Annotated in this window: 16 protein-coding genes; 11 read left to right on the top strand and 5 right to left on the bottom strand. The window is 61.7% G+C overall.

All coding sequences use genetic code 11. The features are described from left to right. Positions 1–457: 457 nt before the first annotated feature. The gene (locus AC4PS6_RS20920; RefSeq protein ID WP_020302548.1) at positions 458–1,246 is read right to left on the bottom strand and encodes a substrate-binding periplasmic protein; all 789 of its coding nucleotides are present in this window, start codon (positions 1,244–1,246) and stop codon (positions 458–460) included. Positions 1,247–1,338: 92 nt separating this feature from the next. After that, positions 1,339–1,962, bottom strand: coding sequence for a TetR/AcrR family transcriptional regulator (locus tag AC4PS6_RS20925; RefSeq protein WP_014719316.1), 624 nt, complete (start codon positions 1,960–1,962; stop codon positions 1,339–1,341). 153 nt (positions 1,963–2,115) lie between these two features. Between AC4PS6_RS20925 and AC4PS6_RS20930 the strand changes: the two genes are divergently transcribed. From AC4PS6_RS20930 to ppnP, 8 genes are all read left to right on the top strand, one after another. After that, on the top strand, positions 2,116–3,894 hold the full coding sequence (locus AC4PS6_RS20930) for an acyclic terpene utilization AtuA family protein (RefSeq protein ID WP_020302547.1): 1,779 nt from the start codon (positions 2,116–2,118) through the stop codon (positions 3,892–3,894). Positions 3,895–3,906: 12 nt separating this feature from the next. Next, positions 3,907–4,779: an SDR family oxidoreductase gene (locus tag AC4PS6_RS20935; RefSeq protein WP_073454665.1), complete on the top strand. Its 873-nt coding sequence runs from the start codon at positions 3,907–3,909 to the stop codon at positions 4,777–4,779. Positions 4,780–4,783: 4 nt separating this feature from the next. Further along, complete coding sequence (gene atuC, locus AC4PS6_RS20940) at positions 4,784–6,397, top strand: geranyl-CoA carboxylase subunit beta (protein ID WP_019818528.1); 1,614 nt, start codon at positions 4,784–4,786, stop codon at positions 6,395–6,397. 68 nt (positions 6,398–6,465) lie between these two features. Further along, entirely contained in the window at positions 6,466–7,623 is a 1,158-nt protein-coding gene (atuD, locus tag AC4PS6_RS20945) for a citronellyl-CoA dehydrogenase (protein WP_020302544.1), read from the top strand. Then, positions 7,620–8,381: an enoyl-CoA hydratase/isomerase family protein gene (locus AC4PS6_RS20950; RefSeq protein ID WP_019818530.1), complete on the top strand. Its 762-nt coding sequence runs from the start codon at positions 7,620–7,622 to the stop codon at positions 8,379–8,381. Before atuD ends, AC4PS6_RS20950 begins: the two co-directional genes overlap by 4 nt. A gap of 109 nt (positions 8,382–8,490) precedes the next feature. Next, a complete protein-coding gene (locus AC4PS6_RS20955; RefSeq protein WP_336827297.1) occupies positions 8,491–10,374 on the top strand; it encodes an acetyl-CoA carboxylase biotin carboxylase subunit in 1,884 nt (627 codons plus the stop codon). Positions 10,375–10,448: 74 nt separating this feature from the next. Then, positions 10,449–10,991: a 3'-5' exonuclease gene (locus tag AC4PS6_RS20960; RefSeq protein ID WP_336827296.1), complete on the top strand. Its 543-nt coding sequence runs from the start codon at positions 10,449–10,451 to the stop codon at positions 10,989–10,991. A 222-nt stretch (positions 10,992–11,213) separates the two neighbouring features. Further along, entirely contained in the window at positions 11,214–11,498 is a 285-nt protein-coding gene (gene ppnP, locus AC4PS6_RS20965; RefSeq protein ID WP_014719324.1) for a pyrimidine/purine nucleoside phosphorylase, read from the top strand. Positions 11,499–11,547: 49 nt separating this feature from the next. Here ppnP and AC4PS6_RS20970 read toward each other — a convergent pair whose 3' ends face one another. Then, positions 11,548–12,354 (bottom strand): MOSC domain-containing protein, encoded by an 807-nt coding sequence (locus AC4PS6_RS20970; RefSeq protein ID WP_019818541.1) that lies wholly within the window; start codon positions 12,352–12,354, stop codon positions 11,548–11,550. 38 nt (positions 12,355–12,392) lie between these two features. After that, complete coding sequence (locus AC4PS6_RS20975; RefSeq protein ID WP_003192887.1) at positions 12,393–13,328, bottom strand: chemotaxis protein CheV; 936 nt, start codon at positions 13,326–13,328, stop codon at positions 12,393–12,395. 548 nt (positions 13,329–13,876) lie between these two features. Here AC4PS6_RS20975 and AC4PS6_RS20980 point away from each other — a divergent pair. From AC4PS6_RS20980 to AC4PS6_RS20990, 3 genes are all read left to right on the top strand, one after another. Then, positions 13,877–14,323, top strand: coding sequence for a hypothetical protein (locus AC4PS6_RS20980; protein WP_014719326.1), 447 nt, complete (start codon positions 13,877–13,879; stop codon positions 14,321–14,323). Positions 14,324–14,583: 260 nt separating this feature from the next. Beyond that, the gene (locus AC4PS6_RS20985) at positions 14,584–15,477 is read left to right on the top strand and encodes a sensor histidine kinase (RefSeq protein WP_014719327.1); all 894 of its coding nucleotides are present in this window, start codon (positions 14,584–14,586) and stop codon (positions 15,475–15,477) included. After that, positions 15,474–16,133, top strand: coding sequence for a response regulator (locus tag AC4PS6_RS20990; protein ID WP_014719328.1), 660 nt, complete (start codon positions 15,474–15,476; stop codon positions 16,131–16,133). Before AC4PS6_RS20985 ends, AC4PS6_RS20990 begins: the two co-directional genes overlap by 4 nt. Here the strand turns inward: AC4PS6_RS20990 and yegS are convergent. Then, positions 16,092–17,012, bottom strand: a complete 921-nt coding sequence (gene yegS, locus AC4PS6_RS20995) for a lipid kinase YegS (RefSeq protein WP_282399285.1) — start codon at positions 17,010–17,012, stop codon at positions 16,092–16,094. The two genes, AC4PS6_RS20990 and yegS, sit on opposite strands and share 42 nt — an antisense overlap. Positions 17,013–17,647: the final 635 nt, after the last annotated feature.

A 17,647-nucleotide genomic window follows, 5' to 3' on the forward strand; every position in this document is an offset into this window, starting at 1 on the left:
GATCTTAGGCGCCCCGTTAAACCACGCTGGCCGGAATTCGACAGGGATTTGGGGGGTAAACCGGCAGGGATGCCGGTTTAGCCGCCCCGCGCCATGGATGGCGCGTGGCGGCGGCCCCCCAAATCACTGGCGGATTACGGGCACACCGAGCCTGGGCGAGGTGCCGAGTGGTGGGGCAAGAGCGTTTTGCTTACTTTTGTCTGGGCCGGCATTCCGGCTTTTCAAAAGTGAGCCGCTGTAAAAGCGGAACCCTAAGTAGCCGTTACCGCAGGGATGGATATGTACACGGTCCAACTGTGTTGACTGTCAGGCCGTCTTCGCAGGCAAGCCAGCTCCCACATTGGATCGCGGGGCATCAGCATCAGTTAATCTGTGTCGGCTGTCAGGCCGCCATCGCAGGCAAGCCAGCTCCCACAGTTGATCCCACTGCGCCCGAAGGATTTTATTCACAAAGACCTCAGGGCACCGGCGTCACATCAATACGATACGGCTCAAAAATCTTCAGCATCTGGCCACTGTCGCGCAGACGCTTGAGCAGTTCGGCAAACGCCGGACCAGTGATCGGTGCCTTGGGCCGCAACAACGCATAGTGGTGATACACCTGGTCAATACGCTCCGACACCAAAAACTGCCCCGCCATGTCCGCGTTGCGCACCATGAAATCACTCAGGTACGAGCGGGTAACCAGCGCAATATCTGCACGCCCACGAGCAACCATCAGCAGATTACTGTCATGGGAGTAGGTCAACGTCGCGTTGAAACGCTCGGCCATGTTCTTGGGATCGGGATTGAAGTCAGCAAAGGCATAGTGATACCCGCTGAATACCGCCAGGCGCTTGCCGGTGAGGTCGGAAAAATAACTCTGGTCGCGACCGGGCTGACGCTGAGCGACAAAAATCTCCGCATCTTCCAGCCCCATATCAACACTGGTATGGGCAATATTCTGCCAACCCCAGGACGGGTTTTCGAAGATAGCCATGTCGACCCGGCCTTGCTCGAAGTCACGAAAACGCCGAGGTATCGAGGTAGGCACCACCACAAACTGGTAATCGGTTTGCGCAGCGTTCAACGCCTCGACCAATTGCGGCAGCAACCCGGTGTCGGCGCCTTGTTCAGGGCGTACGGTGTAGGGCGGAAAATGCGCCGCGCCGATTCTCACCAACTGCGCGGCACCGGCCTGCGTCCACGCGGCGGTGCCCAGTGCCCATAAAGTAAGTCCTGCAGCCAGCCGCCATGGCGAAAACATCGAGGCACACACCGTTGAAGAGTTCAATGCCGATAAGCTAGGCGTTTTTACTGGGGGAGACAACTTTCGCCAGCAAATTAATAACTTGCGCCTCAGTCCGACTTCAGCACCATCAACAAGGCCTCTTCGGCCAACTCCTCAAGGGTCAGGCTGCCTTGGGCACGAAACCAGGTGGTGGTCCAGGATAAGGCCCCGGTGAGGAAGCGCCGGGTAATAAACACATCGCCCCGGATGTAGCCAGCGGCCTTGGCCTCGCCCAGTACCTGCAACCAGATCTGCTCATACACGTCACGCAGGGCCAGCACGTGCGCCTGGCCTTCGGCCGACAGCGAGCGCCATTCGTAGACCAGCACCGCCATGGCCTCGCCACTGCCGCCCATGATCGACTGCAACTCGCAGCGGATCAGCGCCAGCACGCGTTCGCGCACCGTGCTCGCCTCCTCCAGTGAAGCGCGCATCATCGCGGTGTTGTAATGGATGGTTTCCTCCATCACGGCACGCAATATCTCATCCTTGCTCTTGAAGTGATGAAAGATGCTGCCGGACTGGATGCCCACGGCGCTGGCCAGATCTCGCACGGTGGTGCGCTCGAAACCCTTGTTACGAAACAGATGAGCCGCGGTTTGCAGCAACTTGCCGCGGGCGCTCTCGGGGTCGGTCAATTGGCCACTGTCGACCATGGTGCGCATCACCCCCAGGGCTTTGTGCTCATCCATGCTGCTCTCCTTCACGTCTACTGTCGTCTTGGCCGGCAATTTAGGCCGTGACTGCCACCCAAGCAAGCGCTTGGGTAAAACTTGTGACTGGAGTTTACAAACCAAGCGCTTGCTTGGTAGTCTCGGCACCAGCCCTTAGAGGAAGGATTTCTCATGAGCAAGACGGTACGTATCGGCTGCGCCAGCGCCTTCTGGGGCGACACTTGCACCGCCGCCGCCCAATTGGTGCAGGGCGGTGCCTTGGATTACCTGGTGTTCGATTACCTCGCGGAAGTCACCCTGTCGATCCTCGCCGGTGCCCGCCTGAAAGACCCCAAGGCCGGTTACGCCACGGATTTTGTCGAGGTGCTGACACCCCTGCTGGCGGATATCCAGCGCCAGGGCATCCGGGTGATCAGCAATGCCGGTGGTATCAACCCCCAAGCCTGCGCCGCCGCCCTGCAAGCGGCCTGCGATAACGCGCACATCCCGCTGAAAATCGCCGTGTTGCTCGGCGATGACCTGCACCCTCAACTCAAACAGCTGCCACCTGTCACCGACCTGTACAACGGCGCTCCGCTGCCGCCCCTGTGCGTGTCCGCCAACGCCTACCTCGGCGCACCGGGCATTGCCCAGGCCCTGGGGCTCGGCGCTGATATTGTCATCACCGGCCGGGTGGTCGACAGCGCAGTGGTCAGCGCGGCACTGGTGCATGAATTCAATTGGTCATGGCAGGACTACGATCACTTGGCCCAGGCCGCCCTGGCCGGGCATATCATCGAATGCGGCGCCCAATGCACCGGCGGAAACTTCACCGACTGGCGTGACGTGCCCGACTACGAACACATCGGCTTCCCTATCGTCGAAGTCAGCGCCGACGGCCAGTTCACCGTCAACAAGGTCGAAGGCAGCGGGGGGCTGATCAGCGAACTCAGCGTGGCCGAACAACTGCTGTATGAAATCGGTGACCCGCGCGCCTATGTGCTGCCGGACGTGATCTGCGATTTCAGCCAGGTCAAACTGCAGCAACAAGGCAAACACGCGGTGCGCCTGCACGGCGCCAAGGGCCTGCCACCCACCGACCAGTACAAGGTCAGCGCCACCTACCCCGATGGCTTTCGCTGCACCGCCAGTTGCCTGCTCGCTGGCATCGACGCGGTGGCCAAGGCCGAGCGGGTCAGCCAGGCGCTCATCAACAAGACTTCGGAGCTGTTCAGCCAGCGCGGCTGGGCGCCCTACACCGACGTCAACATCGAACTGCTCGGCAGCGAAGCCACCTACGGCGCCCACGCCCGGCGTGCGGATTGCCGTGAAGTGGTGGTGAAGCTGGCGGTGCGGCACCCGAGCAAGCAGGCACTGGTGCTGTTCGCCCGCGAGATCGCCCAGGCGGCCACCGGCATGGCACCGGGGCTGACCGGCATTGTGGGCGGGCGGCCGACGGTGTATCCGCTGATTCGGCTGTTTTCGTTCCTGGTCGACAAATCACGGTGTAGCGTCGCCATCGAGTACCAAGACCAACGTCATGCCGTCGAGCTGCCCGCCTCCGCGCCTCTGCTCACGCCGGCTGTGCCCATCGAGCCGGCCAAGCCGGAGGGCCGTGCCGATGCCAGTGTGCCGCTGGTGAAACTCGCCGTGGCGCGCTCAGGTGACAAGGGCAACCACAGCAATATCGGCGTGATCGCTCGCCACCCTGACTACCTGCCGTGGATCGCCGAAGCCCTGACCCCGGAGGTAATCGTCGACTGGATGGACCACGTGCTCGACCCGATCCATGGCCGCGTCGAACGCTGGTATTTGCCCGGCAGCCACAGCCTGAATTTCCTGCTGGAGAATGCCCTGGGCGGCGGCGGTATCGCCAGCCTGCGCATCGACCCGCAAGGCAAAGCCTTCGCTCAGCAACTGCTGGAAATCCCCATCGCCGTGCCGCAACACATTGCCGACCAACTCACCTAAAGGACCGTCGCCGTGGCCTTCGACTCGATCTTCAAAGCCGACCTGTTCAAGGGGCAAACCGTGATTGTCACCGGAGGCGGCAGTGGCATTGGCCGCTGCACCGCCCATGAGCTGGCGGCCCTTGGTGCCTGCGTGATCCTGGTGGGGCGCAAGCCAGAAAAACTGCAGAAGGTCGCGGCGGAAATTGCTGAAGATGGCGGCGTGGCCCATTGGCATGCCTGTGACATTCGTGAGGAAGAGGCGGTGAAAGCGCTGGTCACGCAGATCCTGCACGACCACGGCCCCATCCATGGCCTGGTGAATAACGCGGGAGGCCAATACCCGTCGCCACTGGCGGCGATCAATCAGAAGGGCTTTGAAACCGTACTGCGCACCAACCTGGTGGGCGGTTTCCTGATGGCGCGGGAAGTGTTCAACCAGTCGATGAGCAAGCACGGTGGCGCGATCGTAAACATGCTCGCCGACATGTGGGGCGGCATGCCCGGCATGGGCCACTCCGGCGCGGCGCGCTCCGGCATGGACAACTTCACCAAGACCGCCGCGTTTGAGTGGGGCTATGCCGGGGTGCGCGTCAACGCCGTGGCGCCTGGCTGGATTGCCTCCAGCGGCATGGACACCTACGAAGGCGCCTTCAAGGCGGTGATTCCCACCCTGCGTGAGCATGTGCCGCTCAAGCGCATCGGCACCGAGTCGGAAGTCAGCGCGGCCATCGTCTTTTTGCTCAGCCCGGCTGCGGCCTTTATCAGCGGTAGCACCCTGCGCATCGACGGCGCCGCCAGCCTGGGCAGCCGCGCATGGCCGCTGCACAAGGCGCAGGCGCCGAGCGAGCCGTTCAACGGGTTCCACCGCGCCTACCTGCCGGATGTGCTCAAGGCGGAGCAATAACGCCATGCCAACCATTGAAACCCTGATCGACCCCAACAGCCCAGCCTTCGCGCAAAACCGTGAAGCCATGCTGGCGTGCATCGCCCAACTGCGCCAACTGGAACACGCCCTGCTGGCCAAGGCCCAGGAAGCCAAGCCCAAGTTCGACAAGCGCGGCCAATTGCTGCCCCGTGAGCGCCTCAACCTGCTGCTGGACCCCGGCGCGCCGTTCCTGGAGCTGGCCAGCCTGGCCGGCTACAAGCTCCACGACGACAAGGACGGCAGCGCCGCCGGTGGCGGGCTGATCGCCGGCATCGGCTATGTCAGCGGCGTGCGCATGCTGGTGGTGGCCAACAACAGCGCGATCAAAGGTGGCACCATTTCCCCTTCCGGGCTGAAGAAATCTCTGCGCCTGCAACAGATCGCCATGGAGAACAAACTGCCGGTGGTGACCCTCGCCGAAAGCGGCGGCGCCAACCTCAACTACGCCGCCGAGATTTTCGTCGAAGGCGCGCGCAGCTTTGCCAACCAGGCCCGCATGTCCGCCATGGGCTTGCCGCAGATTACCGTGGTGCACGGCTCGGCCACGGCCGGCGGTGCGTATCAGCCGGGCCTGTCGGATTACGTGGTGGTGGTGCGCGGCAAGGCCAAGCTGTTCCTCGCCGGGCCACCGTTGCTCAAGGCCGCCACTGGCGAAGTCGCCACCGATGAAGAACTGGGGGGTGCGCAGATGCACGCGCAAACCGCCGGCACCGCTGAGTACCTGGCCCAAGACGATGCCGACGGCGTGCGCATCGTGCGTGAAATTGTGGGCCTGCTGCCCTGGAATGATCGCTTGCCGCACGCGCCACAACGCGCTTATCGCGAACCGCTGTATCCGATTGAAGAGCTGTTGGGGCTGATCCCCGATGACCCGAAAAAACCCTACGACGTGCGCGAGATCCTGGCGCGCCTGGCTGACGGTTCCAACCTGCTGGAATTCAAAGGCGAGTTCGACCCCCACACCGTCTGTGCCCATCTGCATATCCAGGGGCGCGCCGTGGGAGTGATCGGCAATAACGGCCCCATCACGCCGAAGGGCGCGAGCAAGGCCGCGCAGTTTATCCAGCTGTGCGACCAAAGCCGCACGCCGCTGCTGTTTTTGCACAACACCACCGGCTTCATGGTGGGCACCGAGTCGGAACAGCAAGGGGTGATCAAGCACGGCGCGAAGATGATCCAGGCTGTGGCCAATGCCCGCGTGCCTAAACTCACCATCGTGGTCGGGGGTTCCTACGGTGCCGGCAACTACGCCATGTGCGGCCGCGGCCTGGACCCGCGCTTTATCTTCGCCTGGCCCAACAGCCGTACTGCGGTGATGGGCGGCGCACAGGCCGGTAAGGTGCTGCGCATTGTCACCGAGGCCAAGCAACTCAAGGACGGCCTGGTGCCCGACCCCAAAGTGCTCGACATGCTCGAACAGGTCACCGCGCAGAAGCTCGACAGCCAGTCCACCGCCCTCTACGGCAGCGCCAACCTGTGGGACGACGGGCTGATTGATCCACGGGACACCCGCACCTTGCTCGGTTTTTTGCTGGATATCTGTCACGAAGCCGAACTGCGGCAACTGCAACCGAACACCTTCGGCGTAGCGCGCTGATCGTTCCCACGCTCCGCGTGGGAATGCAAACCAGGACGCTCCGCGTCCCAACAGGGAGAACAATAAAAATGATCTTCACCCAGGAACACCAGGAACTGCGCCGCACCGTGCGCGCCTTCGTCGACCGCGAGATCAACCCGTACGTGGATGAATGGGAAAAAGCCGGGCGCTTTCCCATTCACGAGATCTTCCGCAAAGCAGGCGACCTCGGCCTGCTGGGCATTTCCAAACCGGAAAAATTCGGCGGCATGGGCCTGGACTACAGCTACTCCATCATCGCCGCCGAAGAGTTCGGCACCATCCGCTGCGGCGGCATCCCCATGTCCATTGGTGTGCAGACCGATATGTGCACCCCGGCCCTGGCGCGCTTCGGCTCCGATGAACTGCGCGAAGAGTTCCTGCGCCCGGCCATCAGCGGCGAACAGGTGGGCTGCATCGGCGTCTCGGAAACCGCCGCCGGCTCCGACGTGGCCGGGCTCAAGACCCATGCGCGCAAGGATGGCGACGACTATGTGATCAATGGCAGCAAGATGTGGATCACCAATTCGCCCAGCGCCGACTTCATCTGCCTGCTCGCCAACACCTCGGACGACAAGCCGCATATCAACAAATCCCTGATCATGGTGCCGATGAACAGCCCCGGCATCAGTGTCAGCCCGCCGTTGGAAAAACTCGGCATGCACAGCTCCGAGACCGCCCAGGTGTTTTTCGACGACGTGCGCGTGCCGCAACGCAACCGCATCGGCCACGAGGGCGCGGGCTTCATGATGCAGATGTTGCAGTTCCAGGAAGAACGCCTGTTTGGCGCGGCCAATATGATCAAGGGCCTGGAGTACTGCATCGACAGCACCATCGAATACTGCAAGGAGCGCCAGACCTTCGGCAAGGCGTTGATCGACAACCAGGTGATCCACTTCCGCCTGGCGGAACTGGCCACCGAAATCGAATGCCTGCGCGCCTTGGTCTACCAGGCCACCGAGCAATACATCAAAGGCCAGGACGTCACGCGACTGGCCTCCATGGCCAAGCTCAAAGCCGGGCGCCTGGGCCGTGAGGTCAGCGACAGTTGCCTGCAATATTGGGGCGGCATGGGGTTCATGTGGGACAACCCGGTGGCCCGCGCCTATCGCGACGTGCGCCTGGTGTCGATTGGCGGCGGTGCCGACGAAATCATGCTGGGCATCATCTGCAAACTGATGGGCACCCTGCCCGGTAAAAAGCCATGAACACCTTGCTGCTCGAAGCCCACAACGGCGTGCTCCACGTCACCCTCAACCGGCCTGAATGCCGCAATGCGATGAGCCTTGAAATGGTCAAGGAGCTACGTACGGTACTGGCGCAGTTGGACAGCCAGGTGCGCGCCGTGGTGATCAGCGGCGCGGGCGGGCATTTTTGTGCGGGGGCCGATGTGAAGGATCTGGTCGGCGCGGGGGATCAACTGCAAGCGTTGAACCGCGCGTTTGGGACCTTGCTGCAAGAGGTGGAGGCGCTGGCGCAGGTGGTGATCGTGGTGCTGCAAGGCGCGGTGCTGGGCGGTGGGTTCGGGCTGGCGTGCGTGAGTGATATTGCGATTGCACAGGGCCAGGCGCAATTCGGCTTGCCGGAAACCCGCCTGGGCTTGTTGCCGGCGCAGATTGCGCCCTTTGTGGTCAAGCGTATTGGCTTGACCCAGGCGCGGCGCCTGGCGCTGACGGCGGCGCGGTTTGATGGGATTGAGGCTGGGCGGTTGGGGGTGGTGCATTTTGTCGAGCACGACGCCCAGGCATTGGCGCAGCGGGTGGATGAGGTGTTGGGGCAGGTGTTGCAGTGTGCGCCGGGGGCCAATGCACGAACCAAAGCCTTGTTGTTGGCCAGTGTGGATGAGCCCCTTGAGACCGTGCTGGATCGCGGGGCGCAGTGGTTTGCCGAGGCGGTGAGGAGTGAGGAAGGGGTTGAGGGGACGCAGGCGTTTGTGCAGAAGCGAAAGCCGAGTTGGTCTCGATGACGCCATCGCAGGCAAGCCAGCTCCCACAGGGGAACACATTTCAAATGTGGGAGCTGGCTTGCCTGCGAAGAGGCCCCAACACACGCCACATTCATCAAGGGATAACCCAATGCCCGCATTCAGCAAGATCCTGATCGCCAACCGCGGCGAAATCGCCTGCCGCATCCAGCGCACTGCCCAGGCCCTCGGCTACCGCACCGTGGCCGTGTACAGCGACGCGGATACCGACGCCCTGCACGTGCAGATGGCCGACGAAGCCGTACACATCGGCCCGGCGCCCGTCCACCAGTCCTACCTGAACACAGAGGCCATCCTCGCCGCCGCCCAGCTGACCGGCGCCGACGCCATTCACCCCGGCTACGGTTTCCTCTCGGAAAACCCCGACTTCGCCCGCGCCTGCCAGCAGGCCACGCTCACCTTCATCGGCCCCAGCGTCGAGGCGATCGAACTGATGGGCAGCAAACGCCTGTCCAAACTCGCCATGCTCGACGCCGGCGTACCTTGCATCGCCGGCTACCAAGGCAGTGCCCAGGACGATGCCGCCCTGCAACAGGAAGCCGAACGCATCGGCTTCCCGCTGATGATCAAGGCCAGCGCCGGTGGCGGTGGACGAGGCATGCGTCTGGTGCATCAGCGCGAACAGCTGCTGGAGCAACTGCGCACCGCACGCTCGGAAGCCATGAATGCGTTCGGCAGCGACGAGCTGATCCTCGAACAGGCGTTGATCGACCCGCGCCACGTGGAAGTGCAACTGTTCGGCGACCGCCATGGCAACCTCATCTACCTCGGCGAGCGCGACTGTTCGATCCAGCGCCGCCATCAGAAAGTCATTGAAGAAGCGCCCTGCCCCGTGATGACGGCCGATCTGCGCCAGGCCATGGGCGAAGCCGCGCTCAAGGCCGGGCGGGCGGTGAACTATGTAGGTGCCGGCACCGTGGAGTTTCTGCTCGACCGCAACGGCCAGTTCTATTTCCTGGAAATGAACACACGCCTGCAAGTCGAACACCCCGTCACCGAGATGATTACCGGCCTCGACCTGGTGGACTGGCAGTTGCAGATCGCCGCCGGCCAACCGCTGCCACTCACCCAATCACAGGTGACCCTGACCGGCCACGCCATGGAAGTGCGCCTGTACGCCGAAGACCCGGCCCAGGGTTTCCTGCCGCAAACCGGTGACGTGTTGCGTTGGGAACCAGCCCCCGGCGTACGCATCGACCATGGATTGCTTGAAGGCCAAACCGTCAGCCCGTTCTACGACCCAATGCTGGGCAAGATCATCGCCCACGGCGCCAGCCGCGAAGAAGCCCGGCGAAAACTGCTGCGGGCCGTGGAAGACAGTGTATTACTGGGGGTAGCGACCAATCAGCGCTTGCTCATCGACCTGCTCAAGCACCCGGACTTTATCAACGGCGACTTCAGCACGGGCTTGATCGCCGAACACTTCAGCGTCATCTCACAGCAGACGGCGACCGCTGAACAGCTCTCGCTGGCCGCCGCGCTGTTTTATCAACACAGCGCCAACCAGCACCCCCAAACACTCGCGCGCTGGCGCAACACGGCGAGTGTCCCCGCCACGTACCGCCTGGAGGTCAACGGCCAACTCCACAGTGTCAGCGTTGACGACCTGCAACTCACCACCGACAGCCGCCACGCCAGCCTGGTCATCAACGGTATCCGCCGCCGCATCGCCTATCACCTGGACGGCAACCGGCTATGGCTGCCAGGGCTGACCGTCACCGACCGCACCCAGCAAGTCGCCAGCCGCCAGGCCGACGCCAGCAGCGGTACGGTCCAGGCGCCCATGGACGGCGCCATCGTCGATATACGGGTGTGCGTCGGTGAGGCCGTCAGCAAAGGCCAACTGTTGCTGGTGCTCGAAGCGATGAAAATGGAGCACCCGTTGAAGGCCGGCATCGATGGCACCGTCAAGGAGATGCGCGTCATGACGGGCGATCAGGTGCGCAACCGTCAGGTTTTGCTCGAGATCGAATAACGCCCCTAGGCGGAACTACAGGGCCGGGCTACGCTCTATCCCCATCAGGAAGGGACGAGTACGGGAACCTGCACATGCCTCATTGGCTGATTATTGACCTTGAAGCCACAACGGATGACGGCGGCTGGCCCGTGACGGAGATGGAAGTCATCGAGATCGGTGCCAGCCTGGTCAACCGCCAGGGCCGCGAACTGGACCACTTCCAGCGCTTTGTGCGGCCCATGCGCCGGCCATTGCTGACACCCTTTTGCCGCAAACTCACCCATATCACCCAGGCCAATATCGACATGGCCGCGCCGATCACCGAGGTGTGGCCGCTGTTCGAGCGCTGGCTGGGCCAACATCAGCCACGCCTGGAAGGCTGGGCCAGCTGGGGTGACTATGATCGCGTGCAGCTTGAGCTGGAGTGGCAGCGCCATGGCCTCGCCAGCACCTTGGGCGACACGCCGCATGTGAACCTCAAGCAACGCTTTGCCAAGGCCCGGCGCCTGGACAAGCCGCTGGGGCTCAATGGTGCGCTGCAATTGGCCGGAATGCAGTTCAATGGCCAGCAGCATCGCGCCCTGGAGGATGCACGCAACACCGCGCGCCTGCTGCCATTGATTTTGCCGGTCTAGGCAGCGCTTGCAGCCTTGGGCATACTGGCCAGCCATTTTCCTTTGTTGCTACCCACCTGCACCAACGAAATCCTGTGGCGAGCAAGCTTGCTTGCGCTGGGGTGCGAAGCGCCCCCAAAAAACGGGGACTGCTACGCAGTCAACGGGAGCAAGCTCCCTCGCCACAGAAGCCCGCGCCTGCAGTGATGAGCGTAAGCATCCATCTTTTCCGAGGATTCACCCATGTTCAAAGTCAACGAGTACTTCGACGGCACCGTCAAGTCGATCGCTTTCGGCACCGCAGAAGGGCCGGCGACCATCGGCGTGATGGCTCCGGGTGAATACGAATTCGGCACCGCCCAACGTGAAATCATGCACGTGGTCTCCGGCGCCCTGACCGTGAAGCTGCCTGACAGCAGCGACTGGGAAACCTTCGCCGCCGGCAGTCAGTTCCACGTACCGGCCAACAGCAAGTTCCAATTGAAGGTTGCGGTGGACACCGCCTACCTGTGTGAATACCGCGGCTAAGCGGTACCCGGCACACAAAAAAGCCCGTCTCCCACCAGACGGGCTTTTTTTATTCCAACACCGTTACCGGCATGCCGACTTCCAGGCGCCCGATGCCATCGTTGACCAGGTTCTGGCCGAACATCGCGCCCTTTTCGGTCTTGCGGTAGGTTTCCAGTGTCGTGAAGGGCTCGCGGTCGGGGCTGCGCTCACCGGTCTGGGGGTCGATGGTGGTGAGGATGCACCGCGAACACGGCTTGACCACCCGAAACTCCACATCGCCGATGCGCAAGCGCTTCCAGCCGTCTTCGGCGAAGGCCTCGGCGCCTTCGATGACCAGGTTGGGACGAAAACGCAGCATCTCCATCGGGCGGCCGATCTTTACACACAAGTCGTCGAGGGAGCCCTGGCCGATCAACAGCAACGGGTAGCCGTCAGCGAAGCCGACCTTGTCGTCATCCTTGCCATAACCGGCTTCGGTGGTGCGCGCACGTTCCAGGGGCAGTTGCACCAGGCGCGTCGGCTTGCCAATGAAGGCGCTGACCCAGGCCGCGGCCTCATCGCCAGCATCCGGCACGCGCAGCGTGTCACGCCAAATGGTCACACCGCGCAGTTCGCTGGCGCTGCCCGGCAATGCCACATCCAGCGACGCGTAGCCCGGCGAGCTCAGGGTGAGGCCCCCGCTGCTGTTCCATAACGCCGAGAGCTGGCTCATCTTCGCCACGGCCCGCTGCGTCAGGAACCGCCCGCTGGCTTCATCCACCAGCATCCAGCGTCGATCCCCGTCCAACCCGAGTTTATCCAGCCCAATCTGCTGCAAAGTTTCGGCCTTGCCGGACTTCAAGGGGTAACGGTACAACGCGCTGAGACGCAGCATGGGCCTGCCTTCCTAGGAAACAAAGTGTCATCCTAAAGTCAGGCGGGCATTTCGTCCAACATCAGTCGCTGGCGCACCACGTCCACCAGCTTGTCCGGCTGGAATTTGGAGAGGAAATTGTCGCAGCCGACCTTCTTGACCATCGAATCATTGAAGCTGCCCGACAGCGAGGTGTGCATCACCACGTACAGACCGCGCAGGCGTGGGTCGTTGCGGATCTCGGTGGTGAGGCGGTAGCCATCCATCTCGGGCATTTCAGCGTCGGTAAAGATCATCAGCAGTTTGTCGGTCATGACCTGGCCACTGTCAGCCCAGGCCTTGAGCATGTTCAGTGCCTTGAGGCCGTCGCTGGCAATGTGCATCTTCACACCCAACTGGCCCAGGGTGTCACGCAGCTGCGACAACGCCACGTTGGAGTCATCCACCAGCAGCACTTCGCGGCCACGGGCACGCTCCAGCACCGGGTCTTCAAGTTTGTCCCGGGAGACCTTGGCGTTGTAGGGCACGATCTCGGCGAGGACTTTTTCCACGTCGATGATTTCCACCAGTTGCTCATCGACCTTGCTGATGGCGGTGAGATAGTGCTGGCGACCGGCGCTGGTCGGCGGCGGCAGGATGGCTTCCCAGTTCATGTTGACGATGCGGTCGACGCCGCCCACCAGGAACGCCTGCACCGAGCGGTTGTACTCGGTGACGATAATGGTGCTGTTGGGGCCCGGCACCAGAGGCCGCATACCGATGGCCTGGGACAGGTCGATCACCGGCAGGGTCTGGCCACGCAGGTTGACCACCCCGCACACGAACGGGTGGCGCTGGGGCATCAGGGTCAGCTTGGGCAACTGCAGCACTTCCTGCACTTTGAACACGTTGATCGCGAACAACTGCCGTCCGAAGAGGCGGAACATGAGAATTTCCAGGCGATTCTCACCCACCAATTGCGTGCGTTGATCTACCGTGTCGAGAATGCCGGCCATTAAAAGCTCCTGGTGTACACGCCGCAGGCGCGTTGAAAGGGTGTGCAACTGTATAAGCACGTTATCGGCGGCAAGCGCCGGACCTTGACCCGAATAAAATGCCATGTAAATCCATTGATGTCACACTGACATCATGCTTTACTGCCTAGGCCCCTGATGCTCTTTCAAGCCGCCTTGCGCGACAGTCGAATTGACGTGCAGTTCCACCACATAGGGGATTCCCCTATGCGCAATCAGGCCCAACCTGATATTCGCGATATCTAATAGCCATTAATGTGACGCCATTCTCATTGCATGAATGGAGTCAGGCTTTTGTTTGCCATCCCCAGCCCTTGGCCCACGGGCCTTTCAGGCACTCACGTATCGGCAACTGAAGTCGTGTCATCCCGTACAACCGGGGCTACATACGACTTTCGTGAGCACTTCGCTAAACGTCCTACTGGATTATCAGAATCGACCTACAAGTCCGAGCCGTATTTCAGCGCTAGTTTTACGTCATTCACCCGGTGCGACATCTCATCATCCGACCCTACGTTGCGGAGACCTGCATGATGAACGACGGTAACGAGTGGCAATCTGCACTTCCCGAGTTCCTGCACGAGGCTGAAAAGCTGCTGATCAGGTCAGAAGAGTGCTTGAACCACCTGCATTTGATTCGAAACGACAGTGACGCTATCGACTGCATGAAAGCCAGCCTGAACAAGCTCGCCGAGAGCGCAGACTGCCTCGCATTGCAGGCCATTAGCGAGTTCTCTCGGCAGATTCAATACTTGATTGCCAATGCCGTGAGCCCGGTGCAATTGCATGACCAGGCGCTGCATGCCTTGCATGACTGCTTGACGCTACTGGCCTGGCAACTGGAACTGATCGATATCCGTACTGGCAAGCTTAGTCTGGATGAAGAAGAGCAGTCGTCGCTGATTGAGGCGGTCAGCTTGCAGATCCCGCAAAAAGCCCCCCAATACACTCCGCAGCATGATCGGCGCGCACAATAAATATCAATTAGCTATCAATGCAATAACGATACAAACCAACTTTGTTAATACAACTTTCCATGTTGAACTCTGGGGTGCCTGCCCAGAGTATTCGCGTGGGCCATAAACCCAATCAGACGACCAACGCTAATAGGGGTGTTACTATGCGCCCCCCGAAGTGATTTAACTTCAACAGGCTTAAAAACGATTTGGCAGCGCACTCCAAACAGAGCCCGGTCAACCGGCCTCCCCGCAGTGAACCCTCATTGGCTCCATCCGCTATGTACGCCAGTTTCAAGTCACTTATCGCCAGGTCCGTGTCCCCCAGCCACGCACGCCGCCTTACCCTTTCGCTATGCCTGTGCTCGTTGGTGGCGAGCCTGTGGGTCTATCTGCTGGACGCGCCACTGCCGTTGCTGATCGTGCTGCTCAACCTCGCCACGCTGATGGTGGTCGGGCTGCAACAGTGGCGTTCGCGCACAGCCATCAAGTTCGAGCCTCAGGAACTGGCCGCCCGCTTATTGCAAGTTCAGGAGAACGAACGTCACCGACTCAGCCGCGAACTGCATGACGACATCGGCCAGCTACTGACAGCCGCCAAGCTGCAAAGTGAATGGCTGCAGCGCCGCCTGCCCCAGGATCTGCAAAACCATTGTTCGGTGCTGTGCAATACGCTCAATGAAACCCTGGCCAAGGTGCGTGACGTCTGTGCCATCCTCAACCCGCGCCAACTGACCAGCCTGGGCCTGGAAGCCAGCCTGCGCGCGCACCTGCTCAAGACCCTGGAAAACACCCAGGTGTGCTGGAGCCTGGAGTGCCAGCAACGGCTCACCGGCATCCCCGAAGAAATGGCCGTGGCGGCCTTTCGCGTCACTCAGGAAGCGGTGACCAACATGCTTCGCCATGCAAAGGCTCGCAACCTGCTGGTGCGTCTGCAACGCCTGCCTGAAGGCTTGTCGTTGATAATCTGCGATGACGGCCAGGGGTTCTTGCCTGCCCCCGATCCGGGCCGGGAAGGCCAACGGGGCATGGCCGGTATGTGCGAACGAACACACCAACTGGGAGGCACCTTTTCCGTCAGCAGCGAGCCCGGCAAAGGTACACGCATCAACGCACTTTTCCCTTGGGCGCCCCGCGCTCTCGAACGGGCCAGCGCCCCTAAGGTTCTCGAGTGACCTGCAATTTACTCTTGGTAGACGACCATGCACTGATTCGCGCCGGCGTGCGCGCGCTGATTCTGGATATTCCCGGCTACAGCGTCATCGGCGAAGCCAGCGATGGCGCGCAACTACTGGAGCAATACAGTGCCTTGCAGCCAGATATCGTGCTGCTCGACCTGTCGATGAAGCACACCGGCGGGCTGGATGCCTTGCAGCAACTCAAGCGTTTTTACCCCACGTGCAAGGTGCTGATTCTGTCGATGCACACCGAGCCGGACCTGATCATGCGCGCACTGGAGTCCGGCGCCCACGGCTACCTGCTCAAGGACACCACCGCCAACGAGCTGGAACATGCCCTGCTGGCCCTGCGTAACAACGAACGCTACCTGAGCCCCGCCATCGCCCACACAGTGATCAACCAGGCGCTGATCCGTAGCCAGGCCCCCAGCGCGCCTGTCGCCCACAGCCACAGCCTGACGGCGCGGCAACTGGAAATCCTGCGCTTGATCGTGCGCGGCAAATCCACCCGCGAAATTGCCCACGGCCTGGGCCTGAGCATCAAGACTGTCGAAGCCCACCGCTCGCAGATCATGAAGCGCTTGCAGATTTTTGACGTGGCGGGCCTGGTGTTATTTGCCGTGCGTGAGCAGATCATCAGTCTGGACGACTAACGGCGAACCCAGCGGCAAGTGCACGCGCAGGGCCTTGGGCAGCGCTTCGAAGTGCAGGTCGTCGCCTTCCAGCGGCTCGCCGTCGAGGTTGATGTACAAGCCTTGTGCGACCTTGATCTTCACCCAGGGCAGGCGTGCGCGCACGAACATGGTGTCCAGGCCCCAGCCGTTGTTCATCAACTCACGCAACGTGCCGACCACCTCTTGAGGCGCCGGCAAGATGCTGACATCCAACAGCCCGTCATCAGCCAATGCACCGGGGCACAGCACATGCCCGCCACCGGCCTGGCGACCGTTACCGATGCCCAGCGCGAGCAACTCGCCTTTCCAATGGAAATCCGGGCCTTCCAATTCACCGTAGGCGGCTTTCAATTCACTGAAGCGGGTTAAACCGGTAAACAGGTACGCGGCACCGCCCAGGACCTTCTTCAGGTCTTCGGACGTGTTGGCCGTGACCTGGCTGCCAAAACCACCGGTGGCCATGTTCAGGAAGATTTGCCCACCGACCTGGCCCAGGTCAATCGCCTTGGGCGGCACATCCAGCAAGGCCAGGGCGCCAGCCGGCTCCAACGGCACGCCGGCGGCCTTGGCGAAATCATTGGCGGTGCCCAGGGGCATCAGCACCAGGCTGGCGTCGGTGTTGGCATGGGCCATGGCTTCGGCCACATCGCGCAAGGTGCCGTCGCCACCGCCGGCAATGATGTGGGTGTACCCCTCGGCCAGCGCTTCATTGACCAGTCGCCGGGCATCACCGCCCTCCCACGTCACCCGCACGGCCAGCTCCCCACCCTGCTCACGCCGGGCCAGCACGGCAGCGCGCACATCCTCGTTGAGGGCTTGTTTGCCGTGGAGGATCAACAGGGCTTTGGGGGCGGTCATTTGGGAGAATCTCCTGGGTCAAGGTGCTTGAAGGATGTTGACCTTTGGGGAACAGGAAAAGTCTGTGGCTGGAGAAAATTGATTGAAGTACACAGATTAAGAAGTGGGAGCTGGCTTGCCTGCGATGGCGGCGGTTCAATCGACAAAGACCTCAAATCTGCCACCCAACGGTAACCACGATGCGAAGCGAGCCGCTCTTGATCTTGATCTTGCTCTGCTTTTGATCTCAGGCGCCCCGTTAAACCACGCTGGCCGAACGCAGGCTTGAATTCGTGGGTAACCCGGCAGGACGCCGGGTTAGCCGCCCCGCGCCATGGATGGCGCGTGGCGGCGGCCCACGGATTCAAGACTGTGTTCGGGCACACCGAGCCTAAGCGAGGTGCCGAGTGGTGGGGCAAGAGCGCTTTGCTTACTTTCGCGCTTTTCGAAAGTGAGCCGCCGTCAGGGCGGAACCCTAAGTGGCCGTTACCGCAGGAATGGATATGTACTCGCTATAACAGCGTCGCCTGTCAGGCCGCCTTCGCGAGCAAGCCCGCTCCCACAGTTGGATTGTGGGGTGTCAGGCAGAGAAGTGTCGGCTGATAGGTCGTCATCGCAGGCAAGCCAGCTCCCACAGTTGGATCGGGGGTGTCAGG

Source organism: Pseudomonas sp. DW-iso17 (genome assembly GCF_058725345.1).

Excerpts from the sequence above, each read along its gene's own strand:
- yegS (WP_282399285.1), bottom strand. The coding sequence starts at position 17,012 with ATGACCGCCCCCAAAGCCCTGTTGATCCTCCACGGCAAACAAGCCCTC.
- AC4PS6_RS20925 (WP_014719316.1), bottom strand. The coding sequence starts at position 1,962 with ATGGATGAGCACAAAGCCCTGGGGGTGATGCGCACCATGGTCGACAGT.
- AC4PS6_RS20930 (WP_020302547.1), top strand. The coding sequence starts at position 2,116 with ATGAGCAAGACGGTACGTATCGGCTGCGCCAGCGCCTTCTGGGGCGAC.
- ppnP (WP_014719324.1), top strand. The coding sequence starts at position 11,214 with ATGTTCAAAGTCAACGAGTACTTCGACGGCACCGTCAAGTCGATCGCT.
- AC4PS6_RS20975 (WP_003192887.1), bottom strand. The coding sequence starts at position 13,328 with ATGGCCGGCATTCTCGACACGGTAGATCAACGCACGCAATTGGTGGGT.
- AC4PS6_RS20970 (WP_019818541.1), bottom strand. The coding sequence starts at position 12,354 with ATGCTGCGTCTCAGCGCGTTGTACCGTTACCCCTTGAAGTCCGGCAAG.
- AC4PS6_RS20920 (WP_020302548.1), bottom strand. The coding sequence starts at position 1,246 with ATGTTTTCGCCATGGCGGCTGGCTGCAGGACTTACTTTATGGGCACTG.
- AC4PS6_RS20980 (WP_014719326.1), top strand. The coding sequence starts at position 13,877 with ATGATGAACGACGGTAACGAGTGGCAATCTGCACTTCCCGAGTTCCTG.
- atuD (WP_020302544.1), top strand. The coding sequence starts at position 6,466 with ATGATCTTCACCCAGGAACACCAGGAACTGCGCCGCACCGTGCGCGCC.
- AC4PS6_RS20950 (WP_019818530.1), top strand. The coding sequence starts at position 7,620 with ATGAACACCTTGCTGCTCGAAGCCCACAACGGCGTGCTCCACGTCACC.
- AC4PS6_RS20960 (WP_336827296.1), top strand. The coding sequence starts at position 10,449 with ATGCCTCATTGGCTGATTATTGACCTTGAAGCCACAACGGATGACGGC.
- AC4PS6_RS20955 (WP_336827297.1), top strand. The coding sequence starts at position 8,491 with ATGCCCGCATTCAGCAAGATCCTGATCGCCAACCGCGGCGAAATCGCC.
- atuC (WP_019818528.1), top strand. The coding sequence starts at position 4,784 with ATGCCAACCATTGAAACCCTGATCGACCCCAACAGCCCAGCCTTCGCG.
- AC4PS6_RS20985 (WP_014719327.1), top strand. The coding sequence starts at position 14,584 with ATGTACGCCAGTTTCAAGTCACTTATCGCCAGGTCCGTGTCCCCCAGC.